This is a genomic window from Oliverpabstia intestinalis (assembly GCF_009696065.1).
Classification (GTDB): Bacteria; Bacillota; Clostridia; order Lachnospirales; family Lachnospiraceae; genus Oliverpabstia; species Oliverpabstia intestinalis.
Genome location: NZ_VUMS01000058.1, coordinates 1 through 5,657, shown reverse-complemented (window position 1 = coordinate 5,657; position 5,657 = coordinate 1). Strand labels below are relative to the sequence as shown.

At 39.0% G+C, this 5,657-nt stretch carries 7 protein-coding genes and 1 pseudogene; all 8 read right to left on the bottom strand.

The window, feature by feature from the left end:
• Positions 1-1,041, bottom strand: a 1,041-nt coding sequence (gene tnpC / locus FYJ57_RS14665; RefSeq protein ID WP_154433226.1) for an IS66 family transposase, incomplete at its 3' end; no start/stop codon positions are given.
• A 284-nt stretch (positions 1,042-1,325) separates the two neighbouring features.
• Complete coding sequence (gene tnpB / locus FYJ57_RS14660; protein WP_154433225.1) at positions 1,326-1,688, bottom strand: IS66 family insertion sequence element accessory protein TnpB; 363 nt, start codon at positions 1,686-1,688, stop codon at positions 1,326-1,328.
• The gene (gene tnpA, locus FYJ57_RS14655) at positions 1,678-2,064 is read right to left on the bottom strand and encodes an IS66 family insertion sequence element accessory protein TnpA (RefSeq protein ID WP_154433224.1); all 387 of its coding nucleotides are present in this window, start codon (positions 2,062-2,064) and stop codon (positions 1,678-1,680) included. Before tnpA ends, tnpB begins: the two co-directional genes overlap by 11 nt.
• Before the next feature lie 260 nt (positions 2,065-2,324).
• Positions 2,325-2,909: pseudogene (locus FYJ57_RS14650) on the bottom strand (TraX family protein).
• A 20-nt stretch (positions 2,910-2,929) separates the two neighbouring features.
• Positions 2,930-3,472 carry a rubrerythrin gene (rbr, locus tag FYJ57_RS14645; RefSeq protein ID WP_154433223.1) on the bottom strand — a complete coding sequence of 181 codons (543 nt, stop codon included), beginning with the start codon at positions 3,470-3,472 and terminating at the stop codon, positions 2,930-2,932.
• Between the two features lie 63 nt (positions 3,473-3,535).
• Complete coding sequence (locus tag FYJ57_RS14640) at positions 3,536-3,943, bottom strand: Fur family transcriptional regulator (RefSeq protein WP_154433222.1); 408 nt, start codon at positions 3,941-3,943, stop codon at positions 3,536-3,538.
• Between the two features lie 109 nt (positions 3,944-4,052).
• Positions 4,053-4,802: a peroxide stress protein YaaA gene (gene yaaA, locus FYJ57_RS14635; RefSeq protein WP_154433221.1), complete on the bottom strand. Its 750-nt coding sequence runs from the start codon at positions 4,800-4,802 to the stop codon at positions 4,053-4,055.
• Entirely contained in the window at positions 4,802-5,257 is a 456-nt protein-coding gene (bcp, locus tag FYJ57_RS14630; RefSeq protein WP_024854727.1) for a thioredoxin-dependent thiol peroxidase, read from the bottom strand. Before bcp ends, yaaA begins: the two co-directional genes overlap by 1 nt.
• Between the last annotated feature and the right edge of the window lie 400 nt (positions 5,258-5,657).

Genomic DNA, 5,657 nt, shown 5'->3' with positions numbered 1-5,657 from the left:
CCAGCAGCCTGCGATTCGCAGATCCTCGCGCTCCTTTTCCACTTTGTGGTAGACCTGATATCCATCTGTCACGCAGATGCCGGAATAGTCCTTCAGGAATTCCCTTGGATGGGAGCTGTTGCGAGTTTTATGATAATCGTACAGGACGATCTGTTTGTCTTTGTACAGATGTCCGGAGCGATATACCCACATGTAGCTTTTGGATCCGGCAGGACGCCCATCTCTGTTTACCAAAACAGGAGTTTCATCTGCCTGAATCACATGGTAATCATACAGCTTTTGATGGAGATAATCGTACAGGATTGCCAGATAGCTTTCGCCCAGTCGGATCATCCAGTTGGCCATGTTTTGACGTGTGATGCTAAGACCATAACGGGAAAACTCCTGTTCCAGGCGATAGAGCGGAACAGCATTCACATACTTGCCATTCATAATCGCTGCAGCAAGTGTTGGAGATACCAGACTTCCGTGAAGTAATGCCTGCGGATGGTCTGCCTTTATAATTCGTCCGTCTTTCTTGCTGGCATACACACCGACATGATGCTCATCTACTTCAACCTTTGCAGGAATGAAACGGTAACGTTTGGAAATCGCATCTGGAAGCTGCTTCCAGCCATTTTTTCCAAACTCAGCCACTAATTCTTCCTCGGTCATGTAATGAGTGATAATGTTTACCGGAAGACCTGACAAATCAGCATCCTTCTTACCAACAGATTTTGGTTTGCGAGCTGGTTTTGGTTCCAAAGTTTCAGGTTCTTCGGCATCCAGATCAGATACCGCCTCGGCTTCATTGAAGAAAACGATGGTTCCATCTATTTCCATGAAACAGATCTGACTGGCATCATCCATCTTCTCAGAGGATCTGCCGAATCTGTTCTTATTGGAAAGGGTGATCTGCTCAATGAGAAGTTCCATTTTTCTGTTTAGATCCTGGACTTCACCTGAAAGCTTATCGTTCTGCTCCTGAAGCTGGAGAAATAACTCTACGATAAAAGACTTATCCAATGTATTCAGTTGTTCTTCAGTGAATTTAAATGCCATTGTTCGGACTCCTTTTATTTCTGAAGTCATTATAGCAGAAAATAGGAGTTCAGGCGAATTCACCACGTATTGTTATTCGTCATTTTGACGGTGGATAACAATCATGAATATCTCAGAATCCATGAGATACTCATGACTGTTATCCACAGGCTCTGCAAAGGATTTCTCTTTGGTAAAAAGAATTACTCTCACAGAAAACGCTTTTGTGGATAACTATTTAAAAAATATTTTGCATCATTTTGAACTGGAAAAAATAAAAAATTTATTTTCTACGAATTGCACAATTACATTGTTTTGGGAGGATCTGTCAGTTCCTCTATTGGACGTTTGGCAACGATTTCAAGTCCCTGCATCAGCATGTGATATTGTTCGGGAGTAACTTCCATGGCTTCTTCTTTTGTGCGTGGCCAACTGAATCCGCCAACATTTAGTCGTTTGTAAAGAAGCAAAAACCCATCTCCTTCCCAAACCAGTCCTTTGATTCTGTCGGTACGTTTGCCACAGAAAAGAAACAGGATGTTTTTCTGGAAAGGATCCAGTTCGAATTGATATTTAATGGTGGATGCCAGACCGTCAATCCCACGCCTTAAATCGGTGTACCCTGTTGCGATAAAAATCTTGTCAAAACCGGTTGCATCATTCAGCATGTAAGAGACCTCCGATTCTGCTTAGCAGTTCTGCAGAAGCAGTGTTTGAAATCTCCAGTGAAAAGGAGTCCTTTCGAATGATCACATCTGGTCTGAATGCAGCAGATGATACAGCGGATTGTTCAGATAACCTTAATTCAACGAAATCAACCGACGGCTCTGCTGGTACACTTACTGCATTGACTGCTGGAAGTGAAGAAGATTCTACTGTAGAAATATATGCTTCTTCACGTAGCCGACGTTGCCAATAGAAGAATGACTTGTCAGAAATACCATGTTCTCTGCACCAGGCGGTTTTATTCATTCCGCTAGCAAGGCATTCTTTTATGATCTTAGTCCACTGTTCGCAGCGAACTTTGTGAGTAATTTTATCCATGAGATAGCCCTCCCTGAAAAACCTTAGATTTTTTAGAGTAATTATCTCACAAAAACTAGCAAGCGACACGGTACCGGCTATCTACCATTTACGGCAGGGCTGGCACAGCCAGTCCTGCTTGACATGCCTTAAAACTGCATTATAATACAAACAAGGACAGAACCCTGAAAAACAGGTTCTGTCCTCGATAACTAATGACATATCTTATATCAGTTTTTTCTGTTTACACAAAACTTGAAACGCTCTCTTACGCCCTCTTTTTAAATTCCAAGATACATTCTTATGATTCCTAAAATCAGCAAATGCACCGGATAGAAAAGATAATTTACTAACTTATTCTGTTTTCCACGCTCTCCATTGTAAGTAAGTGTCAGTCCAAATCCAAGCAGAGCCCACGGCTCTTTAAACATAGAGATGTAACAAAACGGAATTCTAAGTGCCCATCTCTCATGAAAAATATAACAGAAATAACCGATCAGTACCGCATGATGTTCGTAGTCCAGACTTTCATTCATTGCTACAATGCACAACACCGCTACAATGAGAAATGATACGAAATATCACAAAGCCTTCGGTAGTGACGCCATCTTTTCTTTCAGTACATCGATCACCCAGATCATAGCAAGCACAAGTGCCAGTGTAAACATAATATTGTTCCAGTTGATTTCAACAAATCTAGCTGATGTGCACATATCAAACGGAACCTCTGATATCACTCCAAATACAAGAAGTGTAACTAAATATCTCCATTAAGTGCTTGTGTGGAAATATCCTTCCACAAGAAGGAAGATAAATATCGGGAAAGCGATTCTTCCTAAATATTGTTCATAAGTTTTTCTTTTCAGACATCTTTCTTAATTCTATTCTAGTAATTTTCTGCGTGAAGCTCAAAGTAGCTCTGTGGATGCGCGCATACCGGACAGACTTCCGGGGCTTTCGTTCCAACTACAATATGTCCACAGTTACGGCATTCCCATACCTTCACTTCGCTCTTCTCAAACACCTGAGCAGTTTCAATGTTCTTAAGAAGTGCACGATATCTCTCCTCATGGTGCTTTTCAATTTCTCCTACTGCTCTAAATTTTGCTGCAAGCTCAGGGAAACCTTCTTCCTCTGCTGTTTTAGCAAAGCCATCATACATATCTGTCCACTCGTAGTTCTCTCCTTCTGCAGCAGCAGCTAAGTTTTCTTTTGTATCACCAATTCCTGCTAATTCCTTGAACCACATCTTTGCATGTTCTTTCTCATTATCTGCAGTCTTTAAAAACAATGCTGACATCTGCTCGTAACCTTCCTTTTTCGCTACAGAAGCAAAATAGGTATACTTATTTCTTGCCTGTGATTCCCCTGCAAATGCCTCCTGTAAATTTTTTTCTGTCTGTGTTCCTGTGTACTTGTTAGCAGCCATCTCTTTTACCTCCGTTTTCTTTACTACTATTTCAAAATCTCATGCCATCATTTGCATAAATGCTTAATAGATTTGCCCATCCTTTATCTTTTTCTGGCATTTCGGACAAATACCTTTAAATAATATGTCATATCCTAAAAAGTCCGTTCCATGTGTATCATGAATTTTTTCTAGCAAGCCCAGTATTTCATCCATATCCACATCTGAAATCTCACCGCAGTTTACACACCTCACATGGTAATGGTTCTTTAATGTAAGATCGAACCGATTAGGTCCATCCGGAACTTCCACTTTTCTTAAATTACCTTCTTCTACCAATATATCAAGATTTCTATATACAGTTCCTTTTCCAATTGTTGGATATGCTTCTTTTATAAATTCATACACTTCATTTGCCGTAACGTGTCTTCTCATTTCGTATACGGTATTTCTTACAAGATCTTTTTGAATGGTATTTCTCCTACTTGTCATTCGTCTTCCTTATTAGGATTAGTTTTTAATAGGGATTATATACCACTATTATCCTGTTGTCAATAAAAATTATAAAAACTGCCAAACTGAGCATCTTTTACCTGAATAACTATTTTATTTTGCGTTCAAATACATATTCTGAATCTGAAGATAAATCAGACCTAAACGAATATCCGAGTCTGTCAAATTTCTGAATCTCCACCGGATTTTCAATATTATTTTCCGCTATGAATCTGACCATTTCACCACGAGCCATCTTGGCATAGGTACCTTTTGTTACCAATTTATCTCCGGATAACTCACAAAATACAATCGTAATATATCTGTCCTGTGGTGTCAGATACTTTTCTATACATTTTGAGTATTCTTTTGATGCAAGATTAATGATAATCCTACTGTCATCGATTACTGAGCGGTATAACAATTCTCCCCAGTACTCATACAGATTTTTTGCATCTCCAATTCCAACCTTTGCCTGCATTTCAAGACGATAAGGAGTCACACCATCCATTGGTTTTAAAATGCCATAAAACGCAGACAAGATTCTTAAATGATTTTGCAAATACTCAAACTGCTGGATTTCAAACACAGATGGTGCCATATATTGAAATGCAATCCCTTCATATGCTAAAACAGCCGGAGTAAGCCTGTTATAAAGATCCATATTTTCCAATCTGTTAAAGTTCTGCTCTGCAATCTTGTCATTACATTTCCAGATAGCTTTCAGTTCTTCTTTTGATTTGCTTTTCATCCAGTTTAATACTTCTGCTGTCTTATCAATATAGACAGGCAGTTCAATCGGTGCTAAGTTATCGGTATCTACAATCATCTTTTTTGCAGGTGATAAAATAATCTTCATTATGCCAATTCCTTAAGCATATTTTCAGGATCATCTGCCGCCTTGACTTTATCATTTGCCTTTATAATGATTCCCTGCTCATCAATAAGATATGTAGTTCTCACTACACCCATAGATACTTTTCCATAATTTTTCTTTTCTTTCCAGACATCATATGCTTCAATAACTTTACGCTCCGGATCTGCTAATAGCGTAAATGCCAGTCCGTATTTTTCTTCAAATCTCTTGTGAGACGCTACAGAGTCCTTGCTTACTCCGAGAATAACAGCTCCCTTCTCAGTAAACTGTGGATAACGCTCAGAAAAGCCACATGCCTGCTTCGTACATCCTGGTGTATTATCCTTTGGATAAAAATATAAGATCACTTTTTTTCCTGCATAATCGCTTAATTTATGCACTTCTCCGTTCTGATCCGGCAATTCAAAATCCGGTGCTTTTATTCCTAACTCTAACATTTACTATTCCTCCATTTTTTCAGTGTATTCAATTCTAATTATACGCTACCATATTCCTATGTCAATTTGATAATAGAGCATTCCTATAAAATTTTTCAAAATATCATTGTCAAAACTATGTATTGTTATCCTTTAATTTTTCTTTGAAATAATTGACAAAAAGCTTGCTTTCAGGAGATTACTAAGTCATAACCACCACTTCAAGTGGTGGTTTGTTGTTGACCCTATAAGGGTCCTATGCCTGCACGCCTAAAAGGCGGATGCCTCAAGCATTCATACCGGCTTGCCTCTGAAAGAGGCTTACCGTCGTGTATCTTCTCTTTTAGATTCTTCTTTTTGCTGCTGTATATATTCTTTTACAGCTTCTTCTGTAATATTGCCTACTGTCGCTACATAATAT

Bases quoted from the DNA above. Each gene is read 5' to 3' on its own strand.
- tnpB (WP_154433225.1), bottom strand. From the start codon at position 1,688: ATGCTGAATGATGCAACCGGTTTTGACAAGATTTTTATCGCAACAGGG.
- tnpA (WP_154433224.1), bottom strand. From the start codon at position 2,064: ATGGATAAAATTACTCACAAAGTTCGCTGCGAACAGTGGACTAAGATC.
- rbr (WP_154433223.1), bottom strand. From the start codon at position 3,472: ATGGCTGCTAACAAGTACACAGGAACACAGACAGAAAAAAATTTACAG.
- FYJ57_RS14640 (WP_154433222.1), bottom strand. From the start codon at position 3,943: ATGACAAGTAGGAGAAATACCATTCAAAAAGATCTTGTAAGAAATACC.
- yaaA (WP_154433221.1), bottom strand. From the start codon at position 4,802: ATGAAGATTATTTTATCACCTGCAAAAAAGATGATTGTAGATACCGAT.
- bcp (WP_024854727.1), bottom strand. From the start codon at position 5,257: ATGTTAGAGTTAGGAATAAAAGCACCGGATTTTGAATTGCCGGATCAG.